This is a genomic window from Promicromonospora sp. Marseille-Q5078 (genome assembly GCF_050315395.1).
GTDB lineage: Bacteria > Actinomycetota > Actinomycetes > Actinomycetales > Cellulomonadaceae > Isoptericola.
Map to the genome: position 1 here is coordinate 2,926,042 of NZ_JBNPQG010000001.1, position 26,561 is coordinate 2,952,602.

Consider the following 26,561-nt stretch of genomic DNA (forward strand, 5'->3'; position numbering starts at 1 on the left):
TGCCGTGGACCTCGCGATCCTCTGGTTCGTCATCATCGCCGTCCTGTGGACCGGCTACCTCGTGCTCGAAGGCTTCGACTTCGGCGTCGGCATGCTGCTGTCGATCCTGCCGCGCGGCGGCAAGGAGCAGCGCGAGACCGAGCGCCGCGTGCTCGTGAACACGATCGGCCCGGTGTGGGACGGCAACGAGGTGTGGCTGCTCACCGCCGGCGGCGCCACCTTCGCGGCGTTCCCCGAGTGGTACGCCACCATGTTCTCGGGCTTCTACGTCCCGCTGCTGATCATCCTGCTCGGGCTCGTCGCCCGCGGCGTCGCCTTCGAGTACCGCGGCAAGATCGCCGACGCCCGCTGGGCGCGGCGCTGCGACCTCGCCATCCAGTTCGGGTCGTGGATCCCCGCGATCATGTGGGGCGTGGCGTTCGGCAACCTCGTGCGCGGGCTGCTGCTCGACGACGGCTTCCAGTACGTGGGCGGCTTCTGGGCGCTGCTCAACCCGTTCGCGATCGCGGGCGGGCTCACCACCCTCGTCCTGTTCCTGCTGCACGGCAGCGTCTTCGTGGCGCTCAAGACCGACGGCGAGGTGCGCGAGCGCGCGGGCCGGCTCGCGGCCGTGCTGTCCGTCGTCGCGCTCGTCGTGGCGGGCGGCTGGGCGATCTGGGCGCAGGTCGCCTACTCCGTGGCGTGGACCTGGGTGCCCGTCGCGGTCGCCGCCCTCGCGCTGATCGGCGTCGTCGTCGCGGCGCGGGCGCGCCGCGAGGGGGTCGCGTTCACGCTGTCGGCCGTCGCCATCGCGAGCGCCGTCGTGCTGATCTTCGGCTCGATGTACCCCGACGTCATCCCCGCCGTCGACGGCGGCGTGTCGCTCAGCGTGGCCGACGCCGCGTCGACGTCGTACACGCTCACCGTCATGTCGTGGGTCGCCGTCGTGCTGACGCCCCTCGTCATCGCCTACCAGGCGTGGACGTACTGGGTGTTCCGCCGGCGCCTGTCCAGCAAGGACATCCCCGCCCCGGCCGGGCTGTCGTGGCAGAAGATCAAGGACGCGGCGTTCTGACGCCCGCCCCCGTGCCGACGCCTGGCCTGCTCCCGTGAGACCCCTCGACCCCCGCCTGCTGCAGCGCGCCCGCGCCGCCCGCTGGTACGTCGCCCTGACCGCCGCCCTCGGCGTCGTCGCCGCCGGGACGATCGTCGTGCAGGCGTTCGCGATCGCGCACGCGCTCGGGCCGGCCGTCACGGCCGGCAGCGCGGGGACGCCGCTCGCCGTGGCGGACGTCGCGCCGTGGCTCGGCGTCCTCGTCGCCGCCCTGGTGGCGCGGGCGGCCGTCGCGTGGGCGCAGGAGCGGTACGCGCAGAAGGCCGCGGCCGACGTCGTCGCCGAGCTGCGCGAGCAGGTCGTGGCGCACACCGTCGCGCTCGGCCCCCGCGGCGGCTCCGGCACCGCGGCCACCGCCACGCTCGCCACCCGCGGCCTGGACGACCTGGCCCCTTACCTGGTGCGGTACCTGCCGCAACTGCTGCTCACGGCGATCCTCACCCCGGTGCTGGTGCTCGTCGTGCTCGGGCTGGACTGGGTCTCCGCCGTGATCTGCGTGGTGACGCTGCCGCTGGTGCCCCTGTTCATGTGGCTGGTCGGCGTCATGACGGCCGGCGCCTCCGAGCGCCGGCTGCGCACCATCGAGCGCCTCGGGGCCCAGGTGCTCGACCTGCTGGCGGGGCTGCCCACCCTGCGGGCGTTCGGGCGGGAGATCGGGCCCGGGGCGCGGGTCCGGGCGCTCGGCGACGCCTCACGGCGGGCGACGATGGGCACGCTGCGGATCGCGTTCCTGTCGGGGATGGTGCTCGAGCTGCTCACCACGCTGTCCGTCGCGATCGTCGCGGTGGGCGTGGGCCTGCGGCTGGTCGAGGGGATGATCGCGCTGGTCCCCGCCATCGCCGTCCTCGTGCTCGCGCCGGAGGTGTACCTGCCGCTGCGCCGCGTCGGCGCGGAGTTCCACGCGTCGACCGACGGCCTGGCCGCCGCCGAGCGCGCCTTCGCCGTCCTCGAGCAGCCGCTGCCGGTGGCGGGCACGGCCGCCGCTCCCGCGCTCGCGGGAGCCACCCTCGTGCTGGAGGGCGTGGGCGTGCGCGCCGGGGACCGGGGCGTCGCCGCGCCCGCGGGGCTCACCGCGCGCGTCCCGCTCGGCACCGGCCGTCCCGGCGGGGGCCGCGTGGTCGCCCTGCGCGGACCGAGCGGCGCGGGCAAGACGACGACGGCGTTGGTGCTGCTGGGCCTGCTGCGGCCCGACGAGGGGCGCGTGCTCGTCGAGCCGGCGGCCGGGGGCGCCGCGGATCTGGACGCGGTCGACCTGGGCGCGGTCGACCTGGCGGACGTCGACCCGGCGACCTGGTGGCCGCAGCTCACGTGGGTGCCGCAGCGCCCGACGCTTGCGCCAGGCCCGGTGCGCGAGGTCGTGACGGACGGTCGCGCCGTCGCCGACGACGCCCTCGCCGCCGCCGCACGGACCACCGGGCTGGACGCCGTCGTCGCCGGGCTGCCGCAGGGCTGGGACACCCCCGTGGGGCTCGGCGGGACCGGGCTGAGCGTCGGGCAGCGGCAGCGGGTCGCGCTGACGGCGGCGCTGCTCGACGGCGCGGGGTCGGACGGCGCCGCTCCCCCGCTCGTGCTGCTCGACGAGCCCACGGCGCACCTGGACGCCCACGGCGAGCAGGTGGTGCTCGACACCGTGCGCGCGTGGCGCGACGCGGGACGCACCGTGGTCGTCGTCGCGCACCGCGCGTCGCTGCTGGCGCTGGCCGACCAGGTGGTGGACGTCGCGTCGCGCACGGTCGACGCCTCCGAGGCGGTGGCGTCATGAGGTCCGCCGGGAGGCCCACGGACCCGCTGCGCCGGGTGCTGCCGATGCTCGAGGTGCGCTGGACCCGCGTGGCGCGGGCCGTCGCGCTGGGCACGCTCGCGCTCGGGTTCTCGGTCGGGCTGGCCGCCACCGCGGCCTGGCTCATCGCGCGCGCCTCGCAGATGCCGCCGGTGCTGCAGCTGTCGGTGGCCGTGGTGGCCGTGCGGGCGTTCGGCACCGGCCGCGGCGTCCTGCGCTACCTGGAGCGGCTCGCGTCCCACGACGTGGCGCTGCGCGGCATGGCGGCCCTGCGCGCGAACCTCTACGACGCGCTGGCCCGCGGCCCCGTCACCCGCGTGATCGCGCTGCGCCGGGGCGACCTGCTCGCCCGGGTCGGCGCGGACGTCGACGCGGTGGGCGACGTCGTCGTGCGCGCGCTGATCCCCGCCGGGGTGGCCGCGTGCGTCGGCCTGGGCTCCGTGGTGCTGGTGGGGGCGTTCCTGCCCGCCGCAGGGCTGACGCTGCTCGGCTGCCTGCTGCTCACCGGCGTGCTGGCGCCGTGGCTGGCGTCGCGCGCCGCGGCGTCCGTCGAGCGGCAGGGCGCCGCCGCCCGCGCGGAGGTGACGTCGCGCGCCCTGGAGCTGCTCGAGGACGGGCAGCAGCTGCGCGTCGCGGGCCGGCTCGACGACCGGCTCGCCCGGCTCCGCGGCGCCGACGCCCGGCTGACGCGCTCCACCGACGACGGGGCCCGCATCTCGGGCACGTCCGCCGCGATCGACGCCGGCGCGCAGACCCTCGCCGTGCTGTGCTCCTTGCTGCTCGGGATCCCCGCCGTCGCGGCGGGCACGCTCGCGCCGGTCGAGCTGGCGGTCGTCGTGCTCACGCCGCTCGCCGTCTTCGAGGCCACGTCGACGCTGCCGGCCGCCGCCGTCCAGCTGCGCCGGTCGCGGGAGGCCGCCCGCCGGCTCGTCGCCCTGCTCCCGGACGACCTGCCCGGGGGCGCGCCCGCCGCCGCGCCGCACGACGCGCCGGCGTCCCGCCGCCCCGCCGCCGGTGGCCTGCCGGAGCTCGACGGGGTCGCCGTCGGCTGGGCGGACCGCACGGTCGTGGCGGGCGTGGACCTCGCCCTGCGGCCAGGCGCCGTCGTCGCGGTGGCCGGCCCGTCCGGCGTGGGCAAGACGACGCTGCTGCTCACGGCGGCGGGGCTGCTCCCCCCGCGTGCCGGCGAGGTGCGGGCCGACGCCGGCGACGCGCTGTTCGTCGCGGAGGACGGCCACCTGTTCGGCACGACCGTCCTGGAGAACCTCCGCGTCGCCCGCCCCGACGTGACGGAGGACGACGCCCGCGGCGCCCTGGCCGCCGTCGGCCTCGACGCCTGGCTCGACGGGCTGCCCGACGGGCTGGACGCGATGCTCGGCCCCGACGGCGCGGACGTCTCCGGCGGCGAACGTCGCCGGCTGCTGGTCGCCCGCGCCCTGCTCTCCCCGGCGCGCGCGCTGCTCGTCGACGAGCCCGCCGAGCACCTCGACGCCGTCACGGCGGACACCCTGGTCGCGACGCTCGCCGACCACGCCCGGCGGACCGGCCGGGCCGTCGTCGTCGCCTCGCACCGCCTCACGCCGCTCGCCGCCGCCGACGAGGTGCTCCTGCTCGGCGCGACCGGCGACGAGCCGGCGAGGGTGGTCGCCCGGGGGCCGCACGCGGCCCTGCTCCGCGACGAGCCGGGATACGCGTGGGCGGCCGCCCAGGAGCACGCCCTCGCGGGTCCACCCGTCGGCTGCCCCCGCCCCGCCGTGGTCCGCCCCGGGGATGACGCCCCGGCCCGGCGGCGCCGATAGCGTCCGAGCGTGATCACCATCGATTCCCTCACCAAGCGGTACGGCGGCTTCGTGGCCGTCGACGACGCCTCGTTCACCGCAGCCCCCGGCCGGGTCACGGGCTTCCTGGGGCCCAACGGTGCCGGCAAGTCCACGACGCTGCGGATCCTGGTGGGCCTCGCCGAGGCGACGTCGGGCAGCGCGACCGTGCTCGGCCACCGGTACGGCGACCTGCCGAACCCGGGGCTCGAGGTCGGCGTGCTGCTGGACGCGTCGGCGCAGCACGGCGGCCGGACGGGCCGCGAGACCCTCGACCTCGCCCGGCGCACGATGGGGCTGCCCGCCGCCCGGGTGGAGGCGATGCTCGACCTCGTGGGCCTCACCGGTGCCGAGGGCAGGCGCCGGGTCCGCGACTACTCCCTCGGGATGCGCCAGCGGCTCGGGATCGCCACCGCCCTCCTGGGCGACCCCCAGGTGCTCGTGCTCGACGAGCCCGCGAACGGGCTCGACCCGGCCGGCATCCGCTGGATGCGCGACCTCCTGCGCGGCTTCGCCGACGGCGGCGGCACGGTGCTGCTCTCCAGCCACCTGCTCGCCGAGATCGAGATGATCGCCGACGACATCGTCATGATCGGCCGGGGCCGCATCGTCGCCTCCGGGCCCACCCGCGAGCTGCTCGCGGGCGTCGGCACCCTCGTGCGGTCCGACGACGCCGCGGCGCTCGGCTCGGCGCTCGCCGCGGCAGGGTTCCAGGTCACGCCCACCGGCGACGGCGCCGTCGCGACCGATGCCGACCTCGCGGCCGCGGGGCGGGTGGCCTTCGGGGCCGGGCTCGTCGTGACGGAGCTGCGGACCGCCGACGGCGCCGGCCTGGAGGAGATGTTCCTCGAGCTCACGGCCGCCGACCAGCGCGACCCCGCCCAGGCCACCACCACGAACGGAGCCGCCGCATGACCGCCGTCGACACCGGGACCGCCTCCGGGCGCCCCGTCCCGGCCGCGGCGAGGCGCCGCCCGCCCGCCCCGGTACCGCTGACCCGCCTCGTCGACGTCGAGGTGCGCAAGATGCTCGACACCCGTGCCGGGGCGTGGCTGCTGGTCTCCATCGCGCTCATCGCCGCGGCCGTGGTCGGTGCCGCGGCGCTGTGGGGGCGCGACGAGGAGGTCGGTCTCGCCTCGTTCACGTCCATGATCGGGTTCACGATGCAGCTCGTGCTGCCGATGGTGGCCGTCCTCGCCGTCACGAGCGAGTGGAACCAGCGCAGCGCCCTGACGACCTTCGCGCTGGTGCCCCGGCGCGGCCGGGTCGTCCTCGCGAAGGGCGTCGCGACCGTCGCGGTGGCGCTGGCGGCCAGCGTCCTGCAGCTCGCCGCCGCGGCCCTGGGGACGTTCGCCGCCTCCGCGTTCCGCGGGATCGACCCCGCCTGGGACCTGACGCTCGAGCAGGCGTCGCGTGCCGCGCTCCTCAACGTCGTGGCCCTGGCCGTGGGCTTCGCCTTCGCCGTGCTGATCCGGGCGTCCGCGCCGGCCCTGGTGGCCTACCTCGGGTTCGTCCTGATCCTGCCGTCCCTGTCCGGCATGGTCGCCGGCTTCGCCCCGTGGTGGGCCGAGCACGGCACGTGGCTCGACCTGAGCCTGGCGATGAGCGTGCTCGGCGCGCCGGCGGTCACCGGCGAGCAGTGGGCCCAGCTCGGGACGGCGAGCCTCGTGTGGATCGGGGTGCCGCTCGCCGTCGGCATGCGCCGGCTGCTGCGGGCGGAGATCCGCTAGCGCGGGCCGGCGCTCGTCCGGCCGAGCGCCGCCATCGCCGCGGCGCGGCCGGGGACTCCGCTCACTCCCCCGCCGCGCCGCGCGCCCGCGCCGGCCACCAGCACCCGCGGGTGCACGGTCTCGACGCCCCACGACCCGGGGCGGTCGAGGCCCGCCTCGTCGGCGTCGGCGTCGGCGTCGGCGGCCCACGGCCACGACAGGTCGCGGTGGAAGATGTGCCCGCCGGGCAGCCCCACGTCGCCCTCCAGGTCCGCGGGGGTGCGGGCCTCGAGGCACGGGCGCCCGTCGGGGCCGCGCAGCAGCACGTCCTCGACCGGCTCCGCCAGCACGGAGTCGAGGGACGCGAGGGTGGCCGCGAGCGCCCGCTCCCGCGCGGCGTCGTGCGCGGCCGGATCGTCCGCGCGGAACAGCCGCCCGGGCATGTGCAGGCCGAACAGGGTGAGCGTCTGGGCGCCGGACGCGCGCAGGTCCGGCCCGAGGATGCTCGGGTCGGTCAGCGAGTGGCAGTAGATCTCGCACGGCGGGAGCGTCGGGACCCGCCCGGCCGCGGCCTCGGCGTGCGCCGCCTGGAGCTGGTCGAACGACTCGTGGACGTGGAACGTGCCGCTGAACGCGGCGACCGGGTCGACGCCGTCGCGCAGCCGCGGCAGGCGGCTCAGCAGCATGTTGACCTTGAGCTGGGCGCCCTCGGGCGGTGCGGCCGTGGCCCGGCCCGACGGCGCCGCCCCGGTCGCGGCGAGCAGACGGTCGAGCGTGGCCGGCGCCGCGCCGCACAGCACCGCGCCTGCCCCCACCGTGCGGGAGCGGCCCTCGTCGTCGGTCCAGGCGACCTGGGCGTCGCCGCCGGGGCCCGGGTCGACGGCGGTCACCTCCGCCCGCGTCACGACCGTGGCCCCGGCCGCGAGCGCCGCGTCCCGCAGCGCACCGGAGACGGCGCCCATGCCGCCCACCGGCACGTCCCAGTCCCCCGTGCCGCCGCCGATCACGTGGTAGAGGAAGCAGCGGTTCGGGGCCAGCGCCGGGTCGTCGAGGGCCGCGAACGTGCCGATCAGCCCGTCCGTGGCGACGACGCCGCGCACGACGTCGGAGGCGAACCGCGCGCGGAGCGCCTCGCCCAGGGGCCGCTCGACGACGTCGCGCCACGTCTCGTCGTCGTCGACCAGCGCGCGGGCCTCGGCGCGGGACGGCAAGGGCTCGGTCAGCGTCGGGAACAGGCGCCGCGCGAGCCGTCCGGTCGCGGCGTACCAGCGCTCCCAGGCGTCGTGGTCGGCGGCCGCGCCGACCGCCGCGAACGACGCCCGGGTCGCGTCGCCGTCCCCCGTGTCGACGAGCAGGCCGGTGTCGCCCACCGGCGTGTAGGACGAGTACCGGCGCCGCCGCAGCGTGATCGGCAGCGCCAACTCCTCCACGATCCGGCGCGGCAGCAGCGACACGAGGTAGGAGTACCGCGACAGCCGCGCGTCCACGCCGGGGAAGACGCGTGCCGAGACGGCCGCCCCGCCCACGTGGTCGAGCCGCTCCAGGACCAGCACGCTGCGCCCCGCCCCCGCCAGGTACGCGGCGGCCGTGAGCCCGTTGTGCCCGCCGCCCACGACGACGGCGTCGTAGCGCGGGGCGAGCCGTGGTCGGGACCAGGGCGGGGACGTCGTCGTCATGGGCACATCGTGCCGCACCCGTCACGCGATGGTCGGGCCAGCCCTACCGGGCGCGGAGGACAGCACCCTCGGAGCGCGCGGCACGCGTGCGTAGCGTCGCCGGCATGCAGACGCTCAAGGCTCCCACGGCCCCTCCCGCCCGACGGCCGCCGACCACGGTCCGGCTCTCGACCGTCCTGTGGGCGGTCGCCGTCGGGTCGGGCGTCGCCGAGACGCTCCTGGTCGTCGTCCCGCTGACGGCGGCGGGCGAGATGGACGCGGGACTGTGGGCGAACGTCGCCGTCCGCGCCGTCGTGTACGCCGTCGCGGCGCTCCTGGTGGTCGCCCTCGCACGGCGGCGACGCCTCGCCCGGGTCGCCCTCGCCGTCCTCCTGTCAGGGGTGGGGCTGGCGGCGATGGTCGTCCCCGCCGTCGTCGCCCTGACACAGGGGGACGCGTTCCTCGACGCCGTGGGCTCCGGTGGCGAGCTGGCGCCGGCGTTCGCCGCGGTGCGCCTGGTGCACGTGGCGGCCGTCGTCGCCGCGACGGTCGCGATGTTCCTCCCGTCCGCCGACGGCTGGTTCCGGCAGGTGCCGCTCAGGCGGAGGACGGACCCGACGGCGGGCTGACCCCGAGCCGGGCGAGGAACAGCGCCTCCCCGACGGCGAGGTTCTCGATCTCGCTCGGGTGCACGCTCTCGTTCGGCGCGTGGATGAGGCAGGCGGGCTCCTCGACGCCGAGCAGCACGATCTCGGCGTCCGGGTACTGGCCCGCGAGCACGGTGCACAGCGGGATGGACCCGCCCTGCCCGGCGGTGACGGTCGCCTCGCCGTAGGCGTCCGCGAGCGCCGCCGACAGGGTGTCGAACACATGCCCCTCGGTGCGCGCGGCGAACGGCTGCCCCACCGCGTCCCGCTGGACGGTCACGCGCACGCCCCACGGCGCGTGCGCCTCGAGGTGGGCGACGAGCCTGTCCTGCAGGTCCTGCGCGTCGGCGCCGGGCGGCACCCGCAGGTTGAGGCGGGCCGCCGCGCGCGGCTGGATCGCCGCGGCCGAGCCCACGACCGACGGCGCGTCGATGCCGAGGATCGTCACCACGGGCCTGGCCCAGAGCATGTCGGCCACGGCGCCGTCGCCGAGCAGCCTCGTCCCGGGGAGCACACCCGCGTCGGCGCGGAACGCCTCGGCGTCGTACGGCACGCCCGGCCAGGTGCCCGACGCGTCGACGCCGTCGATCGTGGTGTTCCCCTCGGCGTCGCGCAGCGAGGCCAGGATCGCGACCAGCGCCGCGAGGGCGTCGGGGGCGGCGCCGCCGAACATGCCGGAGTGGATCTCCCCCTCGAGCGCCTCGACGTGCAGGACGACGGTGGTCGCGCCGCGCAGGGACACGGTGAGCGTGGGCAGACCGAGCCGGGCGTTGCCGGTGTCCTGGACCAGCATGGCGTCGGCGGCGAGCGCCCCGGGGTTCTGCTCCACCCAGCGGTCCAGCCCGCCCGTGCCCTGCTCCTCGGAGCCCTCGACCACCACCCGCACCCCGACCGGCAGGTCGTCGCCCCCGAGCGACCGCAGCGCGCGCAGCGCGGTGAGGTGCGTGACGACGTTCCCCTTGCAGTCCGCGGCGCCGCGGCCGTAGAGCCGGCCGCCCCGCTCGGTGAGCTCGAACGGCGGCGTGGTCCACGCGGCGTCGTCCAGGGGCGGCTGCACGTCGTAGTGGGCGTAAAGCAGCACGGTCGGCGCACCGGGCGGACCCGGCCGGTACCCGACCACGACGTCCGACCCGTCGGGCGTGCGCTCGCGGCGGGCGTCGTCGATGCCCTCGGCACGGAAGGCGTCGACCACCCACTGCGCGGCGCGCTCGCACTCGGTGCGGGGGTACAGGCGCTCGTCCGCGACCGACGGGATGGCGACGAGGGCGCGCAGGTCGTCCAGCGCGCGCGGCAGCAGCGGCGCGACGGCGGCGCGCACGGCCTCGGCGTCGGGCACGGCGTCGGGCACGGTGTCGGGGGCGGTGGTCACGAGGCCTCCTCGGTCGCGGGCTGCGACCCGGGCTGGGTCGTCGTGTCGTCCAGGTGGAGGGAGTCGACGTACGCGTCGAACTCGTCGAGCTGGTCGGGACAGTACGTCTCGATCACCAGGCGGTCGCCCTCGAGGCGCCGCTCGTCGAGCACGGAGGGCCGGATCCCGGGCCCCGCGGCGCCGTTGGCCGACCCGAGGTCCGCGGTGGCGTCCACGAGCGCGGCCGGGTCGGTGCAGAACCCGCCGCCGTCGGACCCGAGCACGCGGGCGATGGTCTCCTCGGTGAAGGCCGTGATGCCGACGTCGGCGAACGCGGCGTGCAGGGTCGCCGCCTTCTGCTCCGCCTCGCGCTCGTCCTGCCGGTCCTGGTGGCCCGCGAACTGGATCATCATGATCGCGCCGAGCAGGAGCAGCAGCACGGCGGCGGCCGTGTACGTGATCCAGCGGCGCGGGCCGCCGCGCGCGCGCTCGGGCTCGTGCGAGGGCGTCGTCGTGGCCATCTCACGCCTCCGTCTCGTCGGTCGCCGCGGCCGGCTGCCGCCAGGACGGTTTGCGCAGCAGGAGGAACAGGGCGGGGATCAGCAGGCCGATGATCCCCAGCCCGCCGCCCACGATGAGCACGTAGACCCCGACGGACCCGCTGGAGAACTGGGCCGGCGGCACGAACCCGATGAGCATGGCGGCCACCGAGGCGACGAAGCCGACGACGCACAGCAGGGTGAGGGCCGGCGCCCGGTACCCGCGCGGGTGGTCGGGGGCGGTGCGCCGCAGCCGGACCGCCGCCACGAAGAGCAGGAGGTACATGATCAGGTACACCTGCGTGGTGATCACCGACAGGATCCAGTAGGCGCTGGAGACGTCGGGGATGAAGGCGTACAGCAGGGCGATGACCGTCGTGAAGACGCCCTGCGCCACGAGGATGTTCTGCTGCACGCCGTTCTTGTTCAGCCGCTGCAGGAACGGCGGCATGTAGCCCTCCTCGCGCGCCACCATGAGCAACCCCTTGGACGGCCCGGCCAGCCACGTGAGCATGCCGCCGACGGACGCCGCGATGAGCATCAGCCCGATGATCGGCGTCAGCCAGGAGACGCCGAAGTTGGCGAAGAACGCGTCGAACGCCTGCATCACCCCGGCCGTGAGGCTGAGCTGGTCGGCCGGGATGACCCAGCTGATCGCCACCGCGGGCACGATGAAGATGACCAGCACCAGCCCGATCGCCAGGAACATCGACCGCGGGAACTCCGTGGCCGGCTTCCGCAGCGTCGTCACGTGCACCGCGTTCATCTCCATGCCCGCGTAGGACAGGAAGTTGTTGACGATCAGCACGAGCGAGGCGATGCCGGTCCACTGCGGCAGCAGGTGGCTCGCGTCCATCGGCGCGGCCGAGGGGTTGCCCTGCGCCAGGAACACCATGCCGAGCACGACGAGGATCACGGCCGGGACCAGGGTGCCGATCACGAGGCCGGCGCTCGACAGCCCGGCCACCGTCGTGGTGCCCTGCGACGACACCCAGACGCCGGCCCAGTAGATGACCATGATGACGATCGCCACGTACAGGCCGTTCGACGCCAGCGCCGGGTTGATGACGTAGGCCAGGGTGCTGGCCACGTACCCGAGCAGGCTCGGGTAGTAGAAGATCGTCATCGCGAACTGGCACCAGACGGCGAGGAAGCCCAGGGGCTTGGAGAGCCCCTCCGCCACCCAGCGGTAGACGCCGCCGGACCAGCCCGACGCCAGCTCCGCCGACACGAGCGACGTCGGCAGCAGGAAGACGATCGCCGGCACCACGTACAGGAACACCGCCGCCAGCCCGTAGACCGCCATCGTCGGCGCCGCGCGCAGGCTCGCCACCGACGACGTGATCATGAACGCGAGCGTGAGCCAGGTGATGTAGTTCCGCGGCGTGCGGGCGGTCATCGCCTGGCGCACCTGCTCCCGCGTCGGCGGCGACGCGCCGTCCACGGTGCCCGCCCCTGCTCCTGCGCCCGTCCCCGACGTCGTCATGCCGACCCCTCCCGACACACCGCCGTCCGGCAGGCGCCGGACGGAACGACGATATGTGGGCAGGTCACGGGCCGCACGGCGAACGGCTCGGCTCCCGGCGGGGCGGTGCTGATAGCGTCGCGAGGCGTGAAGATCCTCGTGCCGGGCAACGTGCCCTTCGACCTGTCGATCGACGTCCCCGGCGTGGAGGTGGCGCGCTACGTGATGCGCGACCCGGTGCCCGAGGAGCACGTGGACGCCGACGCCCTCGTCACCTGGTCCAGCCCGCAGCGCGTGCTCGAGGACGCTGCCCGGCGCATGACCCGCCTGCGCTGGGTGCAGACCCTCAACGCCGGCCCCGACCAGGCGCTCGCGGCCGGCTTCGCGCCCGACGTGGTGATCTCCTCGGGGCGGTCCCTGCACGACGCGACCGTCGCCGAGCACACGCTCGCCCTCGTCCTCGCGTCCGTCCGCCGGCTCGACCGCACCCTCGCGGCGCAGCGCGAGCACGTGTGGGACCGCGACCTCGGCAAGGAGCAGGCGAACCACGAGTCGCAGTTCACGCTGCACGGCGCCCGCGTCACGATCTGGGGCTTCGGGTCGATCGCCGCCGTCCTCGCCCCGCTCCTCGCCGCCCTCGGCGCACGCGTCACCGGCGTCGCCTCGTCGGCCGGCGAGCGCTACGGCTTCCCCGTGGTCGCCTCGATCGACGAGGTCGCGCCCACCACGGACGTGCTGATCTCCCTGCTGCCCGCGACCGAGGCGACCCACCACGCCCTCGACGCACGCGTCCTCGGCCTGCTGCCGGCGCACGCCCGGTTCGTCAACGCCGGCCGCGGCGCCACCGTGGACGAGGACGCGCTGGTCGCCGCCCTCCGGGACGGCACCCTCGCCGGCGCCGCCCTCGACGTCACGGAGACCGAGCCGCTGCCCGAGGACTCGCCGCTGTGGGACGCGCCGCACCTGATCCTCACGCCGCACGTCGCGGGCGGGCGGCCACAGGGCGCGGCCCGCTTCGTCACCGAGCAGCTCCACGCCTGGCTGGCCGACGGCGCGGCAGGGCTGCACAACGTCGTCGAGCGCCCCGGTCGCTGAGCCCGCCGAGACCACAGGTCTCGACAGGCTCGACCGGCGGTCCGCCTACCAGCGGCCTTGGCGAGGCCTCGGCTGGCAGACGGGGCACGTGTACGACGAGCGGTTCATGAAGGCGTCGCGCCGCACCGGTGCGCCGCAGCGCGGGCACGGCTCGCCCTCGCGCCCGTAGACCGCGAGGCCGCGGGCGAAGTACCCGGACTCGCCGTTGACGTTGACGTAGAGCGCGTCGAAGCTCGTGCCGCCCTGGGCGAGGGACTCCGTCATGACCTCGGTGGCGGCGTCGAGCACGCGACGCACCTCGACCGGCCGCAGCCGGTCGGTGGCGCGCGCGAAGTGCAGGCGGGCCCGCCACAGCGCCTCGTCGGCGTAGATGTTGCCGACCCCGGACAGGAGGGTCTGGTCGAGCAGGGCACGCTTGATCCCGGTGCGGCGGCGGCGGACCGCCGCCACCACGGCGTCGGGGTCGAAGGCGGGGTCCAGCGGGTCGCGGCCGATGTGCGCGACGGGCTCCGGCACGGCGGCCAGGGGGCTGCCGTGGCCGCCGGGGGCTCCGTCGGCCGTGGGCTCGAGGTCCACGACGGACAGGTGGCCGAACGTGCGCTGGTCGACGAAGTCGAGGTAGCGGGCGCCGGAGGGCGCGCCGTCCAGGTGCAGACGGACCCGCAGGTGCGGGTGCGCCCAGTCGCCCGCGACGGCCGGGTCTCGCACGAGGAGCTGGCCGGACATCCCGAGGTGGGCCAGCAGCGCGGCGCCGCCGTCCTCGCCGGTCGAGCTTGTCGGGACCCGGGTCTCGACAGGCTCGACCACCAACGAGGTGGGCTCGCCCAGCGGCAGCCAGAGGAACTTGCCGCGGCGCACCGCGCCGTCCAGGCGGCGCCCGCGCAGCTGGTCCGCGAAACCGCCGGGACCGCCCTCGTGCCGGCGCACGGAGTAGTCGCGGGAGACCTCGACGTCGCACACGACGGCGCCGACCACGAAGCGGTCGAGGCCGTCACGGACGGTCTCGACCTCGGGGAGCTCAGGCACCGGCGGCCGTCGGGCCCGTCACGTCGTCGCCCGGCAGGGGCAGCGCCTGCAGCGCCCGGTAGGCCTCCTCGGCGGCCGCCTGCTCGGCGTGCTTCTTCGCGGAGCCCGTGCCGATGCCCAGCACCGGCCCGGCCGTCACCTGGGCGTGGAAGACGCGGGCGTGCTCCGGGCCCTCGCCCGTCACCTCGTACACGGGGGCGCCGAACCCACGCACGGCGGCGGCCTCCTGCAGCGACGTCTTCCAGTCGAGGCCTGCGCCGAGGTCGGCCGCGGCGTCGAGGGTGCTGTCGACGAGCCGGTGCACCAGCTCGCGCGCCGGCTCGAGGCCGTGCGACAGGTACGTCGCGCCGATCAGCGACTCGACCGTGTCCGACAGGATCGAGTCCTTGTCGAACCCGCGGGTGCGGATCTCCCCCTTGCCCAGCAGCACGTAGCTGCCGAGGTCGAGGCTGCGGGCGACGGCGGCCAGCGCGCGCTGCGACACCGTGGCCGCGCGCATCTTCGCCAGCTCGCCCTCGGACTGGTCCGGGTGGCGGCGGTACAGCGCCTCCGTCACGACCAGGCCCAGGACCGTGTCGCCCAGGAACTCGAGCCGCTCGTTGGTCGGGATGCCCCCGGCCTCGTGCGCGAACGAGCGGTGCGTCAGGGCAAGCACGAGAAGCTCGGGGTCCAGGTGGACCCCGAGCTTCTCGAGAAGAGCGGTCGGCTCCGGACGCTGCCGGGTGCCGGGTGCAGGCATGTCAGCCCGCGTGCTCGGTGCGCAGCGCCTCGGCGTACTGGCGGCCCTTGTAGGCACCGCAGGTGGGGCACGCGGCGTGGGACAGCTTCTGCCCCTTGCAGCTCGGGCAGGTGGTGAGGACGGCCGCGGTGGTCTTCCACTGCGAGCGACGCGCCCGGGTGTTGCTGCGCGACATCTTGCGCTTCGGAACAGCCACGGCTAGCTCTCTTTCGTCTCGTCGGACACGCTCGACTGCTCGAGCATGGTCTGCAACGCCGACCACCGGGGGTCGACAAGGTCGTGATCGTGGTCCGGGTCGTCCGCCAGCCGCGCCCCGCAGACGGAGCACAGGCCGGGGCAGTCCGGACGGCACAGCGGTTGAAATGGTAGTGCAGTCACCAGCGAATCCCGAACCGCCGGCTCGAGGTCGGCCAGGTCGTCGACCAGCACGGCCTCGTCCTCGGCGTCCTCGTCACCCGAGTCCTCCGCCGCCTTCGCCCGCTCGGGGTAGGCGAAGAGCTCCTGCACGTGGACCGTCACCTGCCGGGACACCGGGTCGAGGCAGCGCACGCACTCCCCCACCGCCGTGCCGCGCACGACGCCGGAGACCAGCACCCCCTCCAGGACCGACTCGAGCCGCAGGCCCAGGACGAGGTCGTCGCCCTCGGGCACGCCGATGACGGCGGTCCCCATGTCCGCGGGGGCGGGCACGACGCGCGCGACCTCCTCCATCGTCCCGGGTCGCCGCGAGAGCTCGTGCGTGTCGAGCACGAGCGGCGAGGGCTTCGCGGTGGCGATGGCAGGCTCCGATGACAGACGTGGACTGGCAGGAAAGGAAGGGGGCGGCCCGGAACGGGCCAGCGACCTAGTCTAGGCCATCACGGCGACGGGTCGCATCGGCCTCCGACGTGACCCGCCTCACCCCGTGTCAGGACGGTCGTGTCAGGACGGTCGCTCCTGCGGCCAGCGCGGGTCCTGCACGGCGTCCCAGCGCACGCGGGGCGAGCCCTGCTCGTCGAGGCGCTGCTCGCGACGGTCGGCCAGCTTGTCCCGGCCCGCGCGCACCTGTCCCGACAGGGCCTCCAGGTCCTGCTGGAGGTCCGCGAGCCGCCCGTCGCAGTACGCGTCCGCGTCGGTGCGCAGCGCGGCGGCCCGTCGCTCGGCCTCGGCGACGACCTCCGCCGCGCGGGACCGGGCCTGCACCACGACCTGCTCCGACTGCACCAGCTCGATCGCGCGGGCGCGGGCGGACGCCACGATCTCCTCCGCCTGCCGGTGCGCGTCGTCCAGCGTGTCCCGGGCGGCGGCCAGCACCTCGTCCGCGCGGGCCACCTGGGTGGGCAGCGCGTCGCGGAGCTCGTCCACCAGCCCGAGGGCCTGCTCGCGGTCGAGCTTGACGTTGGTCGACAGCGGCGCCGACCGCGCGTTCTCGACCAGCGCCGCCAGGTCCTCCAGGATGTCCAGGAGCCCGGCGGCGGGGTCCTCCGCCTGGCCGGCCCCGGTCGCGGTGGTCTCGGTCGTGTCACTCATCCCTGCTCCTCGATCGTGCTCCATGGCAGCCCGTCAGCGCGGCCCGTCAGCGCAGCGCCGCGCGCACCGCGTCGGCGACACCGGGCGGCACGAGGTCGTCGATGGGCCCGCCGAAGCGGGCCACGTCCTTGACCAGCGACGACGCGACGTGCGCGTACCGCTGCTCCCCGGGCACGAAGACCGTCTCGACGCCGGTCAGGTGCCGGTTCATGAGGGCCATCGGCAGCTCGGCGTCGAAGTCCGCGCCGCCCCGCAGGCCCTTGACGACCGCGGCCGCCCCGATCTCGCGGCAGAAGTCGACGAGCAGGCCGGGCACCACCTCGACCCGCACGTCGGCGGTCTCCGGGTCGGCCGCGAGCGCGGCCCGGGCGAGCTCCACCCGCTGCTCCGGGCCCAGCAGCGCGTTCTTGGAGGCGTTGCGGGCCACGCCGACCACGACGACGTCGAACATCCGGCGCGCGCGCCGGACGATGTCGAGGTGGCCGAGAGTGATCGGGTCGAACGACCCGGGGCAGACGGCGATGCTCACGCGGTCACGCTAGTACAGCGCGGGCACGATCCCCGGGAGCCCGGCCGGGCCCGTCGCGGGTGCCCGCCGGGCTGCCGGACGCCGCGGCCGGGGACACCATGAGGGCATGTCCGTCGACCCCGACGTCGTGCCGCTCACGACCGACGCCCAGCTCGCCTCGCTGTGGCACGACGTGCTCGCCCCGTCGTTCCCGCCCGCCGAGCTGGTGCCCCTGGACGACCTGCGCGCGGGGCGGCGCGCGGGCCTCCAGTCGGCCTACGGCGTCGAGCGCGACGGCCGCGTCACGGCCGGCGCGGTCGCGTCCTGGTCGCCGGGCACCCGCGTGCTGCTGCTCGACTCCCTCGCCATCGCCCCGGGCGGGCGGGGAGGCGGGGTCGGGGGCCGGCTCCTGGACGGGTCGGTCGCGCGGTGGCGTCGCGAGCTGCGCCCGGCGTTGGTGCTGGCCGAGGTCGAGCACCCGGCGCACCACCCGCCGCACGACCGGCACGGCGACCCCGCGGCCGGCTCCGCTTCTACGCCCGGCACGGCGCGCGGGTGCTGGCGCTCCCCTCCTTCCGGCCGGGCATGGGCGGGCCGGGGGCGCCGCGGGTCCCGGCGATGCTGCTCGTCGCGCTCGGCCCCGCCGACGACGCACCGGACAGCGCCCCGGACGACGCCCCGGACGACGCGGCGGGGTCCGTGCCGGGCCGGCCGGTGCACGGCTTCCTCGCCGAGCACCTCGTCGCGTGCGAGGGGTCGCTCGCCGACGACGCCGCGACCCGGCGCCTGCTGGAGGCCGCGTCCGGCGACCGGGTGCCGGTGGTCGACCCCGCCGACCCGTCGGCCCTCAGGGGCGTGCCGGTGGGGACGCTGGACGGCGCGGAGCGCTACGCCCCGGCGGGAGCGACCGGCTCGGCGTAGTGCACCGCCGTCTCGCCGTAGTCCTTGCGGGCGAACGCCGCCAGCCCTGCGGGCCATGCGGGCTCGGGGCTGCGGGTGGAGCGCTCCACGACGACCACGGCGTCGGCGGCGAGCACCCCCGGCGCCGTGAGGTGGCCGAGCACCGCCGTGAGCGCGTCCTCGGCCAGGTCGTACGGCGGGTCGAGGAAGACGACGCCGAACCCACGGCCCGCCGCGCCCGCCGCGAAGCGCTCGGCGGAGTCGGCCACCACCCGCGCCTCGCGCTGCAGGCCCAGCGTGGCGACGTTGCCGCGCGCGACGTCGGCCGCGCGGCGGTTGGCGTCCACGAGCACGACGTCGGCGGCGCCACGGCTGGCGGCCTCCAGGCCGAGCGCCCCGGACCCCGCGTACAGGTCGAGCACCCGGGCGCCGTCCAGCACGTCCAGGTGGTCCAGCCGGGAGAAGATCGCCTCGCGGACACGGTCGCTCGTGGGTCGCGTGCCCTTCGGCGGCACCTGCAGGGTGCGCCCGCCGAACCGGCCGGCCACGATCCTCGTCATGGGGCCGAGCGTATCCGCCGTGCTCACCCCGGCGGCAGCGCGACCTCGGCCGCGACGGGCAGGTGGTCGCTCGCCGTCCGCTCCAGGGGCGCCACCGACACGACGCTCGCGCCGCGGGCGAGGACGTGGTCGATCCGCACGACGGGCGCCGCCGCGGGGAACGTGAAGCCGAAGACCTGGCGACGGCCGGTCACCTCGGCCGTGACCGGCGCGAGCGCCCGGTCCTCGAGGGCCGTGTTGAGGTCGCCCGCGACCAGGAGGACCGGCGCGGCGTCGGCCGCGAGCTCGGCTCCCAGGCGGGCGATGCTCTCGTCGCGCGCGGTCGTCCCGAGGCCCGCCGGGCCCAGGCGCACCGAGGGCAGGTGCACCGCGTACAGCCGCGCCCCGCCCGGACCCGGGGTGTCGACCGTCACCCGCAGCCCCCGGTCCCACGACGCGGCGACACCGGAAGGGCGCAGGTCCACCGGCTCGGCCTCCGTCAAGGGATGTCGCGACCAGACGGCCACGGTCCCCTGCGACGACCGGTACGGCAGGGCCTCGCCGAGCGCGTCCCCGAACGCCGCGGCCAGCGGGGGCGTCACCTCGACCAGCGTGACGACATCGGGTTCGGCGGCGAGCAGCGCCGCGGCCGTGGCGTCCGGGTCGGCGTTCGTGTCGCTCACGTTGTGCTGGACGACGACGAGACGGTCCCCGTCGCCCGGCCCGGCGGGGGCCACGCCGGGCACGGGCAGGGGCACGCAGACCGCCACCCATACCGCGACGACGACGACCGCCGCCACCGCGACGGCCGCGGATCGGCGCAGCACCGCCCCGGCCACCAGGAGCGGCACGACCAGTCCCAGCCACGGCAGGAACGTCTCGACCAGACTGCCCAGGCCCCCGGCGTCGGGGACCCACCGGTGCCCGAGGAGCAGCAGCGCCGTCACGGCCGCGAGCGCCACCAGGACGCGACCGCGACGCCCGCCCCGCCGGGGCCGGCCCGTCCCCCTCGCATGCTTCACGACGTCGCGCACGACCGGGACCGTAGCGCCACGACCCCGCGGCCCGACGTCAGGCGCGCTCGAGGAACTCCTCCTGCTCGTCGTCGAGCTGCGCCTCGATCGCCGCGCGCAGCTCCGGGTGGTCGGCGAGCTCCAGGTCCGCGCCGACCACGGCCGACGCCTCCCGGCGCGCGTCGGCGATGACGTCGGCGTCCTGCACCACGCGCAGCAGCCGCAGCGAGCTGGAGCGCCCCGACTGGGCGGCCCCGAGCACGTCGCCCTCGGAGCGCAGCTCGAGGTCGAGCGTGGCGAGCCGGAACCCGTCGGTCGTCTCCGCGAGCGCCTCGACCCGCGCCGCCGCCGGCGTGCCCGGCTGGGCCGTCGACACCAGCAGGCACAGCCCCGCCGCGGCGCCACGGCCCACGCGCCCGCGCAGCTGGTGCAGCTGGGACAGCCCGAAGCGGTCGGCGTCGAACACGACCATCACGGTGGCCTCGGGGACGTCGACGCCCACCTCGATCACGGTGGTGGAGACGAGCACCTGCAGCTCCCCCGCGGCGAACCGCGCCATCGCGGACTCCTTGTCCGCGGACGCCATCTGCCCGTGCAGGACGCCGACGTCGAGGCCGGCGAGCGCCGGGGTCTCGTCCCGCAGCATGTCCGCGACCTCGAGCACCGCGCGCAGCGGCGGCCGGTCGCTCCCCGCGCCGGTCGCGTCGCCGTCCATGATCTCCAGCAGGTCCGGGACGTCGTCGAAGTCCTTCGCCGCGGCGGCGCCCCCGGCCGGGAGGTCGTCGTCGGGGTGGATCCGGGGGCACACCACGTACGCGCGGTGCCCCTTGTCCACCTCCTCCCGCACCCGCGCCCACGTGCGCTCCATCCAGCGGGGGTTGCCGGCGGGCACCACGTGCGACGTGATCCCGGCGCGGCCGGCCGGGATCTCGGTGAGCGAGGACGTCTCGAGGTCGCCGAACACCGTCATCGCGACGGTGCGCGGGATGGGCGTGGCCGTCATGACCAGCACGTGCGGCGCCGCGCGCCCCTTGGCCCGCAGGGCGTCGCGCTGCTCGACGCCGAACCGGTGCTGCTCGTCCACGACGACCAGCCCCAGGTCGGCGAACTGCACCTGCTCGCCGAGCAGCGCGTGCGTGCCGACGACGATCCCGGCCTCGCCGCTCGCCGCCTGCAGCAGCGCCTCCTTGCGGGCCGCGGCCCCGAGCGAGCCGGTGAGCAGCGCCACGCGGGTGCCGTGCGCGGCGCCGCCGAGCAGGCCGCCCTCGGCGAGCGGTCCGAGGAGCTGGCGCAGGGTCCGGGCGTGCTGGGCGGCGAGCACCTCCGTGGGCGCGAGGAGCGCCGCCTGCCCCCCGGCGTCGACCACCTGCAGCATCGCGCGCAGCGCCACGACCGTCTTGCCCGAGCCCACCTCGCCCTGCAGCAGCCGCTGCATGGGCCGCGCCTGCGCGAGCTCGCGCGCCAGGTCCTCCCCGACCGACCGCTGTCCGTCGGTCAGCGCGAACGGCAGGCCCGCGTCGAAGTCGGACAGCAGGCTCGGTGCCCCCTCCTCCCGGAGGGGACGGGCCGTGGCCTCCTGCTCGGCGGCGTGCGCACGGCGCTGTGCGAGCGCCGCCTGCAGCACGAACGCCTCCTCGAAGCGGAACCGGTCGCGGGCCCGCTGCCACGCGCGCTGGTCGTCCGGCACGTGGATCGCGCGCAGGGCGTCGAGGCGGCTCGGCAGGCCGAGCCGGTCGCGCAGGTCGGCGGGCACGGGGTCGTCGACGTCCGCCTCCGTGAGCGGGTCGAGCACGGTGCGCACGGCCCGCTGGATGCGCCAGCTGGGCACGGCCGACGACGCGGGGTAGATGGGGATGGGGCGGCTCGCCTCGAACATGGCGGCCTCGGCGTCGTCGGCGTCGACGCCCACCAGCACGTAGTCGGGGTGGGTGAGCTGCCGCGTGCCGCGGTACTCGCTGACCACGCCGGTGAACAGGCCCACGCGCCCCGGGCGAAGCTTCTCCTCGTGCGGGCGCAGCGCACCGGCGCGCTTGGCGAAGAACGTGAGCGCGAGCTCGTGCCGGCCGTCGGTCACGACCGCCTGCAGCATCGCGCCGGAGCGCGAGCGCATCGTCCGCACCGTGGCGTGCCCGACGCGCGCCATCACGGTGACGTGCTCGCCCAGGGCGAGCCGGTCCATGTCCGTGAGCGTGCCCGGGTCGCCGTACCGGCGGGGGTAGTGCCGCAGCAGGTCCCCGGCAGTGACCAGCCCGAGCTTGCCCAAGGGCCCCGCGCTGCGCGCCCCCAGGACCTTGGTCAGCGGCTCCGCCTCCCGGCCGGTCACCGCGGGGCCCCCGCCGTGTCCGGCACGAGCGGCTCGACCCCGATCGCGACGCGCCCCCCGGGGCGCCCGGTCCGCATCACGACGACGTCGGCGCCGCCGGACACCTCGGACGCCCGGGCCGCCAGCACCGTCATCGTGGCGTCGGGCACGTCGTCGTCCGGCAGCAGCGTGACGATGGCGACGGGGGAACCGGCCACGAGCCGCTTGACGATCGCGCCGACCGTCACGGCCGGGCCCGTCCCCACCCGCAGCCCCGCGACCACCGAGCCGACGACCGCGGGGACGTCCACGTCCTCCTCCCGGGCAGCGTCGAGCGCCGCCGCCAGCGCGGAGGTGCCCGCGACGAGGTGGACGTCCGCGGGCGCGGCGACGCGCACGATCTCGGGCACCTCGGCCGACCGCTCGGCGCCCGCGGCCGCGCCCCCGTCGAGCCCGTCCAGCAGCGCCCCGGGGGCGAGCACGAGCACGCGCGGCGCGCCGGCGCCGAGGGCCGCGGCCGCGAGGTCGTCCGCCGTCGGGCGGACGTCCAGGTCCAGGACCACGACCGCACCCCCGCGCGCGAGCTCGGCGGCCAGGGCGGGCGCCGCCGTCGTGACCACGACCGCCCACCGGTCCGGCGGCACCGCGAGATGGCGCACGGACACCCGCGACACCGCGCCCCGCGAGGCCCACCTCCGGGCGACGCCGAGCGCGGCGTCGAGGTCCGAGGTGTGCACGTGCGCCTGCCACAGGGACCGCTCGGGGGCGTCGCCCTCGTCGCCGCCCCCCACCACGACCACCGAGCTGCCGACGTCGTCGAGGTCCGCGCGCAGGGCGTCGGCCACCGCCCCGGGGCGGAAGCCGGCGGCCGACGCGGAGCGCTCCAGGACGAACATCAGCTCGACGTCGTCCGTCGTGCCGTCGCGGTGCGCCTCGCCGTCGCCGTCGGTATCGCCGCGTGAGCCGACGTCGCCGGCCCACGCCTCGTCGCGGTCCGGGGCGGGCGTCGCGGGAGCAGGGTCGCCGTGACCCCGCAGGTCCATGTCGAGCAGCACGGGGGCCATGCTGCCGCCCGCCTCCGACGCCGGCCCGTCGGCGCCGCGCTGGGCCGCGGCCAGGGACTCGAGCACGAGCACGAGGCCGCACGCGCCCGCGTCGAGCACCCCCGCCACGCGCAGGGTCTCCAGCGCGCCCACGCTGCGCAGCGCCGCCTCGCGGGCCCCGCGGCAGGCGGCGTCGACCGTGGAGAGCCGGGCCGGGGCGCCGGGCGGCCCCACCATCCCGCCCGCCTCGACCTGCCGGGCCGCGGCCGCGGCGGACTCCGCCGCGGTGAGGATGGTGCCGGGCGCCGGGTGCGCGACCGCCTGCCGCGCGGACCGGGCCGCGACGTCCAGCGCGATCGCGAGGCTGTCGCCGCGCGTAGCGGCGACGGTGAGCCCCCGGAGCCACTCGCTGAGGATCACCCCGGAGTTCCCGCGCGCCCCGAGGAGCGCGGCGCGCGCGGCCAGCCGCAGCAGCCGGGCCCCGCCGGCGTCGCCGGGCGCGGCGTGGACGGCGGCGGCGGCGTCCCGGGCGGTGAGGTACATGTTGGTGCCGGTGTCGCCGTCCGCCACGGGGAAGACGTTCACCCGGTCGAGCTCCGCACGGGCCGCGGCCAGGGCGTCGACGGCGGTGCGCACCCAGGCGCGGACGACGGCGGCGTCGAGGAGCTCGGGCTGATGCACGCCACCACGGTAGCGGTGACCGGCCCCACGTTGAGGAGCACTCCCCGGATCGGCTATCCTCGTGTGGTTGCCCGGGCGGTCCCGGGCTCCCCCAGACCATAAGCCTCACGTCCTGCTGCCCTGGCGCGGGACGTGTGCACGACGATCAGGAGAGACCGTGGCTGCCAACTGCGACGTCTGCGGCAAGGGCCCGGGCTTCGGGCACAGCATCTCGCACTCCCACATCCGCACGAAGCGCCGCTGGAACCCGAACATCCAGCGCGTCCGTGCCGTGGTCGCGGGCACCCCCAAGCGGGTCAACGTCTGCACCTCCTGCCTCAAGGCAGGCAAGGTCACGCGCCAGGCCTGAGCCTGCACGCCGGGCACGCCCGGTAGCGACGCTTTCGCGAGACGCCCGTCGGGATCTTCCCGGCGGGCGTCTTGGCGTGCCCGCGAGCAGCTGAACCCGGTGCTGCGCGGCGGCCGGAGCGGGAGCCGGGGTTGCCCGCATCCACCGGCAAAGAATTCGTGAAGGATTCACCAAACCGGCTTGGCGTGGGGGTGCCGGCGTGGCACTCTGAGCAGATGATCGTGCAGACCGACAGCGACGTGGAGATCCGGCCCGCCGACGTGTCCGACGCCGGGCGCATCGCCCAGGTGCACGTCACGTCCTGGAAGGGCGCCTACGCCAGCGTGCTGCCGGCCGAGTACCTCGAGTCCCTCGACGCCGCCGACCGGGCCGCGCAGTGGCAGCGGATCCTCGACGAGGGCACCCGCACCACGCTCGTCGCCGAGGGCGACGGCCGCCTCCTGGGCTTCGCGAGCTACGGCCCGTCGCGCGACGAGGACGCCGAGGACGGCGACCTCGAGCTCTACGCGATCTACCTCGACCCCGAGTCCTGGGGGCGCGGCGTGGCCCGCGACCTCATGCGCACCGTCCTGGCCGAGGTCCCCGAGGGCGTGCCGATGTCGCTGTGGGTGCTGAACCAGAACGAGCGGGCGCAGCACTTCTACCGCCGCCACGGCTTCCACCCCGACGGCGTGGAGCGGATGGACGACATCGGCGACACCCCCGTCACCGAGGTCCGCTACCGCCGCGGCTGACCGTTCGCGGGCCGAGCCGGTCGGAGCCTCGGTCTCGACAGGCTCAACCAGCGAAATGGTCCCACCCCGTCGCCACGCCCGGCTCGGCGCCGTCGACGGCGACCCCCGCCCCGGCCAGCACGCCCCCCACCCGGCGGAACCCGTCCCGCAGCGCCACGTCCGGCGGGAACGCGGCGAGCAGGCCGTGGTCCTCGCCCCCGCCAGCGCCCAGCCGAGCGCCGCGTCGCGGTCGCGCCCGAGCGCCGTCGCCGCCGGCAGCAGCCGCTCCACGTCCGCGGCGAGCGTCGAGGTCGCCACGTCCACGCGGACGCCGCTCGCGCGCGCGAGCCGGCCGGCGTCGCGCAGCAGCCCGTCCGAGACGTCGAGCATCGCCGTGGCGCCTGCCCGCGCCGCCCCCGGCCCCGCGGCCAGCGGCGCCTCGGGCCGCAGATAGCCCGCGACGCACGCCGCGAGCGCGCCCTCGGTCGCGCCGTCCGCGACACCGGCGTCGAGCAGCGCCAGGCCCGCCGCCGAGAGCCCGCGGTGCCCCGCGTACGCGAGGACGTCGCCCGGGCGGGCGCCCGACCGGGTCACCGGCGCGCGGCCCTCCAGGTCGCCGTGCGCGGTGACGGCCACGACCACGGCGTCGCCGCCGGACAGGTCCCCGCCGACGACGCCGGCGCCGGCCGGCCCGGACACGTCCGCCAGTCCCCGGGCCAGCCCGGTCACCCATTCGACCGGCAGGTCCCCCGGCACCACGAGCGAGACCACGAGGGACGTCGGCCGCGCGCCCATGGCCGCGACGTCGGCGAGGTTCGCGGTCGCGGCGCGCGCGCCGACGTCGTACCCGCCCGACCAGCGCCGGCGGAAGTGCCGGTCCTCGACGAGCACGTCGGTGGTCACGACGAACCGCGCGTCGGGCGCCGCGACCACGGCAGCGTCGTCACCGGGACCCAGCAGGGTGGCGGCCGCTGCGGGCAGCAGGGGGAAGATCCGCGCGAGGAGCTCCTCCTCGGACAGGTCGCGTACGAGGGGGCGGGTGGCGTCGGTCACGGAGACGACTGTAGGCGGTCGCCGGGGGCGTCCCGCCCGGTAGCGTGGTCGCCGTGCCCCGCCCCCTGACGTCGAAGCGCGCGTCCCGCGCCGTCCGCGCCGTCCGCGCCGTCGCGCTGACCGCCCTCGCCGTCCCGCTGGCGGCGTGCGCCACCACCATCGGCGCAACGCCGGCCGAGGACGCCGCGAACCCGGACTGCGCGCCCGTGATGCTCGCGCTGCCCGACGTGCTCGCGGGCGACCTCGACAAGGCGAAGACCAACGCCCAGGCCACGGCCGCCTGGGGCGAGCCCGGCGCCGCCGTCACGCTGCGCTGCGGCGTCACCCCGCCCGGGCCGTCCCCCGACTGCCAGCGCGTCGAGTCCAGCGCGGGCGCCGTCGACTGGATCGTCGAGGCGGGCGACGACGGCACGTGGCGGTTCACCACCTACGGCCGCGAGCCGGCCGTCGAGGTCCTGGTGCCGCCGTCGGTCACCGCGGACCACTCGACGTCGTTCGTCGGCGACCTCGCCCAGGCCGTGAGCAACGTGCCCGCGACCGCCGAGTGCAGCTGACGTCCCGGGCGGCCGGAGCACCCCGCATCTGAGGCGCCCGTCGGGAGCCCGTGCCACGGTATGGGGATGGACCAGCGCCTCAGCCTCGTCACCCTCGTCGTCGCCGACATCGGCGCCACCCGGCGGTTCTACGTCGACGGGCTGGGGTGGGACCTGCTCATGGAGGCGCCCGGCGAGGTGCTGATGTTCCAGGTCGGGCAGCACGTCGTGCTCTCGCTGTGGGACGAGGCGCACGCGGCCGAGGAGATCGGCCCGGTGTCCCGTGGCGGCACCGCCCCGATGACCCTCGCGCACAACGTCGGGACGCCGGACGACGTGGACGGCGTGCTCGACGACGCGCGGCGGGCCGGCGCGCCGACCGTCCGCGACGGGGTGCGGCGCGAGTGGGGCGGCTACTCCGGGTACTTCACCGACCCGGACGGGTTCCTCTGGGAGGTGGCGCACGCGCCCGGTCCGCTGGGCACGCTGGTGGTGCCCTGACCGC

At 76.5% G+C, this 26,561-nt stretch carries 27 protein-coding genes and 1 pseudogene; 12 read left to right on the forward strand and 16 right to left on the reverse strand.

Annotation, left to right across the window (positions count from 1 at the left end; all coding sequences use genetic code 11):
- Nucleotides 1-4: 4 nt before the first annotated feature.
- The 5 genes from cydB to ACQFYA_RS13710 are packed head-to-tail and all read left to right on the forward strand — an operon-like array spanning nucleotide 5 to nucleotide 6,420.
- Nucleotides 5-1,054 carry a cytochrome d ubiquinol oxidase subunit II gene (gene cydB / locus ACQFYA_RS13690; protein ID WP_499125081.1) on the forward strand — a complete coding sequence of 350 codons (1,050 nt, stop codon included), beginning with the start codon at nucleotides 5-7 and terminating at the stop codon, nucleotides 1,052-1,054.
- Between the two features lie 34 nt (nucleotides 1,055-1,088).
- The gene (cydD, locus tag ACQFYA_RS13695) at nucleotides 1,089-2,855 is read left to right on the forward strand and encodes a thiol reductant ABC exporter subunit CydD (RefSeq protein WP_499125084.1); all 1,767 of its coding nucleotides are present in this window, start codon (nucleotides 1,089-1,091) and stop codon (nucleotides 2,853-2,855) included.
- Nucleotides 2,852-4,672 carry a thiol reductant ABC exporter subunit CydC gene (gene cydC / locus ACQFYA_RS13700; protein ID WP_499125087.1) on the forward strand — a complete coding sequence of 607 codons (1,821 nt, stop codon included), beginning with the start codon at nucleotides 2,852-2,854 and terminating at the stop codon, nucleotides 4,670-4,672. The genes cydD and cydC overlap by 4 nt, the downstream gene beginning before the upstream one ends.
- A 9-nt stretch (nucleotides 4,673-4,681) precedes the next feature.
- Nucleotides 4,682-5,605 carry an ABC transporter ATP-binding protein gene (locus tag ACQFYA_RS13705; protein ID WP_499125090.1) on the forward strand — a complete coding sequence of 308 codons (924 nt, stop codon included), beginning with the start codon at nucleotides 4,682-4,684 and terminating at the stop codon, nucleotides 5,603-5,605.
- Nucleotides 5,602-6,420, forward strand: coding sequence for an ABC transporter permease (locus ACQFYA_RS13710; RefSeq protein ID WP_499125093.1), 819 nt, complete (start codon nucleotides 5,602-5,604; stop codon nucleotides 6,418-6,420). The genes ACQFYA_RS13705 and ACQFYA_RS13710 overlap by 4 nt, the downstream gene beginning before the upstream one ends.
- Here ACQFYA_RS13710 and ACQFYA_RS13715 read toward each other — a convergent pair.
- Complete coding sequence (locus ACQFYA_RS13715) at nucleotides 6,417-8,075, reverse strand: phytoene desaturase family protein (protein ID WP_499125095.1); 1,659 nt, start codon at nucleotides 8,073-8,075, stop codon at nucleotides 6,417-6,419. The genes ACQFYA_RS13710 and ACQFYA_RS13715 overlap by 4 nt on opposite strands.
- Before the next feature lie 104 nt (nucleotides 8,076-8,179).
- Here ACQFYA_RS13715 and ACQFYA_RS13720 point away from each other — a divergent pair, with 104 nt between their 5' ends.
- Nucleotides 8,180-8,683 carry a hypothetical protein gene (locus ACQFYA_RS13720; protein WP_499125098.1) on the forward strand — a complete coding sequence of 168 codons (504 nt, stop codon included), beginning with the start codon at nucleotides 8,180-8,182 and terminating at the stop codon, nucleotides 8,681-8,683.
- On the opposite strand, the gene ACQFYA_RS13725 is transcribed toward ACQFYA_RS13720, so the two are convergent.
- From ACQFYA_RS13725 to gadC, 3 genes are read right to left on the reverse strand one after another with little or no spacing between them, the layout of a single operon-like run.
- A complete protein-coding gene (locus ACQFYA_RS13725; protein ID WP_499125100.1) occupies nucleotides 8,652-10,070 on the reverse strand; it encodes a dipeptidase in 1,419 nt (472 codons plus the stop codon). The genes ACQFYA_RS13720 and ACQFYA_RS13725 overlap by 32 nt on opposite strands.
- Nucleotides 10,067-10,570: a hypothetical protein gene (locus ACQFYA_RS13730; protein ID WP_499125102.1), complete on the reverse strand. Its 504-nt coding sequence runs from the start codon at nucleotides 10,568-10,570 to the stop codon at nucleotides 10,067-10,069. Before ACQFYA_RS13730 ends, ACQFYA_RS13725 begins: the two co-directional genes overlap by 4 nt.
- A 1-nt stretch (nucleotide 10,571) precedes the next feature.
- A complete protein-coding gene (gadC, locus tag ACQFYA_RS13735) occupies nucleotides 10,572-12,074 on the reverse strand; it encodes a glutamate/gamma-aminobutyrate antiporter GadC (RefSeq protein ID WP_499125105.1) in 1,503 nt (500 codons plus the stop codon).
- A gap of 126 nt (nucleotides 12,075-12,200) precedes the next feature.
- Between gadC and ACQFYA_RS13740 the strand changes: the two genes are divergently transcribed.
- Nucleotides 12,201-13,148 (forward strand): NAD(P)-dependent oxidoreductase, encoded by a 948-nt coding sequence (locus ACQFYA_RS13740; RefSeq protein ID WP_499125108.1) that lies wholly within the window; start codon nucleotides 12,201-12,203, stop codon nucleotides 13,146-13,148.
- A 45-nt stretch (nucleotides 13,149-13,193) separates the two neighbouring features.
- On the opposite strand, the gene mutM is transcribed toward ACQFYA_RS13740, so the two are convergent.
- The 7 genes from mutM to ACQFYA_RS13775 all read right to left on the reverse strand — a co-directional run bounded on the left by mutM (nucleotide 13,194) and on the right by ACQFYA_RS13775 (nucleotide 17,438).
- Entirely contained in the window at nucleotides 13,194-14,174 is a 981-nt protein-coding gene (mutM, locus tag ACQFYA_RS13745) for a bifunctional DNA-formamidopyrimidine glycosylase/DNA-(apurinic or apyrimidinic site) lyase (RefSeq protein WP_499125109.1), read from the reverse strand.
- Nucleotides 14,167-14,913, reverse strand: a complete 747-nt coding sequence (rnc, locus tag ACQFYA_RS13750; RefSeq protein ID WP_499125111.1) for a ribonuclease III — start codon at nucleotides 14,911-14,913, stop codon at nucleotides 14,167-14,169. The genes mutM and rnc overlap by 8 nt, the downstream gene beginning before the upstream one ends.
- A 1-nt stretch (nucleotide 14,914) precedes the next feature.
- Complete coding sequence (gene rpmF / locus ACQFYA_RS13755) at nucleotides 14,915-15,109, reverse strand: 50S ribosomal protein L32 (RefSeq protein ID WP_079574722.1); 195 nt, start codon at nucleotides 15,107-15,109, stop codon at nucleotides 14,915-14,917.
- A 2-nt stretch (nucleotides 15,110-15,111) separates the two neighbouring features.
- Nucleotides 15,112-15,663, reverse strand: a complete 552-nt coding sequence (locus tag ACQFYA_RS13760; RefSeq protein WP_499125114.1) for a YceD family protein — start codon at nucleotides 15,661-15,663, stop codon at nucleotides 15,112-15,114.
- Nucleotides 15,664-15,834: 171 nt separating this feature from the next.
- The gene (locus ACQFYA_RS13765) at nucleotides 15,835-16,422 is read right to left on the reverse strand and encodes a hypothetical protein (protein WP_499125116.1); all 588 of its coding nucleotides are present in this window, start codon (nucleotides 16,420-16,422) and stop codon (nucleotides 15,835-15,837) included.
- A 46-nt stretch (nucleotides 16,423-16,468) separates the two neighbouring features.
- Nucleotides 16,469-16,951 (reverse strand): pantetheine-phosphate adenylyltransferase, encoded by a 483-nt coding sequence (gene coaD / locus ACQFYA_RS13770; protein ID WP_499125119.1) that lies wholly within the window; start codon nucleotides 16,949-16,951, stop codon nucleotides 16,469-16,471.
- 4 nt (nucleotides 16,952-16,955) lie between these two features.
- Entirely contained in the window at nucleotides 16,956-17,438 is a 483-nt protein-coding gene (locus ACQFYA_RS13775; protein ID WP_499125121.1) for a hypothetical protein, read from the reverse strand.
- A 47-nt stretch (nucleotides 17,439-17,485) separates the two neighbouring features.
- Here ACQFYA_RS13775 and ACQFYA_RS13780 point away from each other — a divergent pair, with 47 nt between their 5' ends.
- On the forward strand, nucleotides 17,486-17,851 hold the full coding sequence (locus tag ACQFYA_RS13780) for a hypothetical protein (RefSeq protein ID WP_499125124.1): 366 nt from the start codon (nucleotides 17,486-17,488) through the stop codon (nucleotides 17,849-17,851).
- Here the strand turns inward: ACQFYA_RS13780 and rsmD are convergent.
- From rsmD to ACQFYA_RS13800, 4 genes are read right to left on the reverse strand one after another with little or no spacing between them, the layout of a single operon-like run.
- Nucleotides 17,818-18,390: a 16S rRNA (guanine(966)-N(2))-methyltransferase RsmD gene (gene rsmD / locus ACQFYA_RS13785; protein ID WP_499125127.1), complete on the reverse strand. Its 573-nt coding sequence runs from the start codon at nucleotides 18,388-18,390 to the stop codon at nucleotides 17,818-17,820. The two genes, ACQFYA_RS13780 and rsmD, sit on opposite strands and share 34 nt — an antisense overlap.
- 23 nt (nucleotides 18,391-18,413) lie before the next feature.
- A complete protein-coding gene (locus tag ACQFYA_RS13790) occupies nucleotides 18,414-19,403 on the reverse strand; it encodes an endonuclease/exonuclease/phosphatase family protein (protein WP_499125130.1) in 990 nt (329 codons plus the stop codon).
- A 37-nt stretch (nucleotides 19,404-19,440) separates the two neighbouring features.
- Nucleotides 19,441-21,705 carry an ATP-dependent DNA helicase RecG gene (locus ACQFYA_RS13795; protein WP_499125133.1) on the reverse strand — a complete coding sequence of 755 codons (2,265 nt, stop codon included), beginning with the start codon at nucleotides 21,703-21,705 and terminating at the stop codon, nucleotides 19,441-19,443.
- Nucleotides 21,702-23,408 (reverse strand): DAK2 domain-containing protein, encoded by a 1,707-nt coding sequence (locus ACQFYA_RS13800; RefSeq protein ID WP_499125136.1) that lies wholly within the window; start codon nucleotides 23,406-23,408, stop codon nucleotides 21,702-21,704. Before ACQFYA_RS13800 ends, ACQFYA_RS13795 begins: the two co-directional genes overlap by 4 nt.
- Before the next feature lie 157 nt (nucleotides 23,409-23,565).
- On the opposite strand from ACQFYA_RS13800, the gene rpmB reads away from it, so the two are divergent.
- Both rpmB and ACQFYA_RS13810 read left to right on the forward strand, forming a co-directional pair.
- Nucleotides 23,566-23,757 carry a 50S ribosomal protein L28 gene (rpmB, locus tag ACQFYA_RS13805; protein ID WP_069984843.1) on the forward strand — a complete coding sequence of 64 codons (192 nt, stop codon included), beginning with the start codon at nucleotides 23,566-23,568 and terminating at the stop codon, nucleotides 23,755-23,757.
- A gap of 215 nt (nucleotides 23,758-23,972) precedes the next feature.
- Nucleotides 23,973-24,491, forward strand: a complete 519-nt coding sequence (locus ACQFYA_RS13810) for a GNAT family N-acetyltransferase (protein WP_499125141.1) — start codon at nucleotides 23,973-23,975, stop codon at nucleotides 24,489-24,491.
- A gap of 43 nt (nucleotides 24,492-24,534) precedes the next feature.
- On the opposite strand, the pseudogene ACQFYA_RS13815 reads toward ACQFYA_RS13810, so the two are convergent.
- Nucleotides 24,535-25,523 (reverse strand): annotated as a pseudogene (locus ACQFYA_RS13815) (thiamine-phosphate kinase).
- Nucleotides 25,524-25,576: 53 nt separating this feature from the next.
- On the opposite strand from ACQFYA_RS13815, the gene ACQFYA_RS13820 reads away from it, so the two are divergent.
- Together ACQFYA_RS13820 and ACQFYA_RS13825 are read left to right on the forward strand one after the other, a co-directional pair.
- Nucleotides 25,577-26,077 (forward strand): DUF3515 family protein, encoded by a 501-nt coding sequence (locus ACQFYA_RS13820; protein ID WP_499125143.1) that lies wholly within the window; start codon nucleotides 25,577-25,579, stop codon nucleotides 26,075-26,077.
- Between the two features lie 66 nt (nucleotides 26,078-26,143).
- A complete protein-coding gene (locus tag ACQFYA_RS13825; RefSeq protein WP_499125146.1) occupies nucleotides 26,144-26,557 on the forward strand; it encodes a VOC family protein in 414 nt (137 codons plus the stop codon).
- The last annotated feature ends 4 nt before the right edge of the window (nucleotides 26,558-26,561 follow it).